Origin of the sequence: Caballeronia sp. LZ034LL (assembly GCF_031451215.1) — a bacterium.
Lineage (GTDB): Bacteria > Pseudomonadota > Gammaproteobacteria > Burkholderiales > Burkholderiaceae > Caballeronia.
Genome location: NZ_JARUXR010000001.1, coordinates 855001 through 857564 on the forward strand (window position 1 = coordinate 855001; position 2564 = coordinate 857564).

Consider the following 2564-nt stretch of genomic DNA (forward strand, 5'->3'; position numbering starts at 1 on the left):
TGCGTATTTCGGACGAAGGTGACCGGCCGTTTCGGGATCGTGACCGGCGATTTCGGCAACGTGACCGGCCGTTTCGGGAACGTGACCGAACGGACCGGACGACAGGACTGGCGTTGCGCATGACATCAACCACGCGAGCTATGCTCGCCGGCTTTTGCCGGAGAGAGCATGCCCGCGCACCGGATGAACATGCGCATGATCAAGGACGTTTTACGACTTAAGTTCGACGGCGGTTTCTCGCATGATCGAATCGCCGCGTCGCTGGGCATTTCCAAGGGCGTGGTCACGAAGTACGTCGGACTGGCGGGTGCCGCCGGGCTGGATTGGGCGATTGCCTGTGATATGGACGAAGGCGAGCTCGAACGACGGCTTCTTGGCAAGCCCACCGGACCCGCGGCCTATGCACAGCCCGACTACGGTCGCATTCATCAAGAGCTGCGCCGCAAGGGCGTGACGCTGACGTTGTTGTGGGAGGAATATCAGGCGGAGTTCGCGAATCGGAAGACTTACCGTTACACGCAGTTTTGCGAGCACTATAAGGCGTTCGCGAAGCGGCTGAAGCGCTCCATGCGGCAGATCCACCGTGCTGGCGAGAAGCTATTCGTCGACTTCGCCGGTCCTACGTTGCCGTTGACCACAGGGCGCCGCGCACACATCTTCGTGGCCGCCATGGGCGCATCGAGCTACACATTCGCATGCGCCACGCCGGCCGAGACGATGGAGGACTGGCTGAGTGGTATCGCCCGCGCGCTGACCTTCTACGGCGGCGTTCCCCAGCTGATCGTGCCAGACAACCCGCGCGCGATGATCGCCGATCCCGATCGCTATGAGCCTCGCGCCGGCGACACCGTGCTGGACTTCGCGCGTCACTACGGCACCTCATTTCTGCCTGCACGCGTTTATCGCCCGCAGGATAAGCCGAAGGTTGAAGTGGCGGTTCAGGTGGTCGAACGTTGGATCATGGCGCGCCTGCGTCATCGCCAGTTCGAGTCGGTCCAGTCGGTGGACGACGCGATCCGCCCGCTACTGAAGAACTTGAACGAGCGCCCGTTTCAGAAGCTGCCTGGATGCCGCGCCAGCGCGTTCACCGAATTAGACGCGCCAGCCCTACAGCCACTGCCGGTGCAGCCGTATGAGCTCGCGCGGTTCAAGGCAGTAACGGTTCACATCGACTACCACATCGAGATCGATAAACATCGCTACAGCGTTCCTCACGCGCTTGTTGGACTCAAGCTCGATGCGCGCATCACTGCCGGCGCTGTCGAGTTGTTGCATCGCGGTCGCCGCGTGGCCAGCCATGCTCGCAATGATCGCGTAGGAGACTACACCACCGTCGTCGAGCACATGCCGGCGGCACACCGCGCCCATCTCGAATGGACTCCGCAGCGGCTTATCCACTGGGGTCAGCAGATTGGCGGCGCCACCGGCGCGCTCGTCGCGCGGCTTCTGCAGGAACAGCGCCATCCCGAGCACGGCTATCGGGCGTGCCTTGGCTTGCTCTCGCTCTCACGTCGCTATGGTCGCGACCGTCTCGAAGCGGCGTGCGCGTTGGCGCTCGAATTGGGTGTACATCGTTACCGCCACGTGCGCGACATCCTCATCAACAACCGCGACCGCGCGGCAGCGACCACGCCTGTCGAATGGGTCAGTCCGAGTCACGCGCATGTCCGTGGCCCCAGCTACTACCAATAAAGAGAACCCGCCATGATGATGCACCAAACCTTGACGCAACTACGCACCCTGAAGTTGGATGGGTTCGCTGACGGATTGGAAGAGCAACTGACGCAGCCCGGCACTGCGGCTCTGAGCTTCGAGGAACGCCTGTCGTTGCTGGTCGACCGGGAAGCAAGTTGGCGCGATGATCGTCGCCGCACCCGACTGCTCAAGCAAGCGCGCCTGAAGTATCCGCAGGCCGCCATCGAAGATCTCGACACCCGCGCTGGTCGAGGCGTGGACCCGCGTTCGCTCACAAGCCTAGCTCTCGGCGACTGGGTCGAATCTGGATACAGCCTGCTCATTAGCGGCCCAACCGGCGCAGGTAAATCATGGCTCGCTTGCGCCCTCGCGCAGTATGCCTGCCGACGCGGGCACTCCGCGTTGTACCTACGTGTGCCGCGCCTCGGCGAGGAACTGCGCGTCCTCCACGGCAACGGCGGCTTCACCAAATGGCTGCTGCAGGTTGCTCGCGTTGATGTTCTCCTGTTGGACGATTGGGGAATGGCTCCGCTCGACGCGATGGTCCGAAACGATTTGCTCGAGATGATTGACGACCGATCTGCCGGCAAAGCCACGATCGTGACCAGCCAGCTACCAATCGAACACTGGCATGGCTGGATAGGCGACGAGACGATTGCCGACGCAATGCTAGATCGCCTTATGCAGCGACATCACCGCATCAAACTGACGGGCGAATCTCTCAGAAAACCATCTCCGAAACCCGGCGGGCTCGAACCAGAACTCGACCAAAACTAGCGAGGAAATCTACAATCGAAACCGCGCAACGCCCGACCTTGCCGAATCGGTCACGATCCCGAAATCGGCGGTCACGTTCGCCGAAATACGCA

At 61.9% G+C, this 2564-nt stretch carries 2 protein-coding genes; both read left to right on the forward strand.

Going from position 1 to position 2564, the window contains the following annotated elements; translation table 11 throughout:
• Positions 1-168: 168 nt before the first annotated feature.
• Positions 169-1692: an IS21 family transposase gene (gene istA / locus QCE83_RS03995; protein ID WP_309807757.1), complete on the forward strand. Its 1524-nt coding sequence runs from the start codon at positions 169-171 to the stop codon at positions 1690-1692.
• 12 nt (positions 1693-1704) lie between these two features.
• Positions 1705-2472 (forward strand): IS21-like element helper ATPase IstB, encoded by a 768-nt coding sequence (istB, locus tag QCE83_RS04000; protein ID WP_309807758.1) that lies wholly within the window; start codon positions 1705-1707, stop codon positions 2470-2472.
• The last annotated feature ends 92 nt before the right edge of the window (positions 2473-2564 follow it).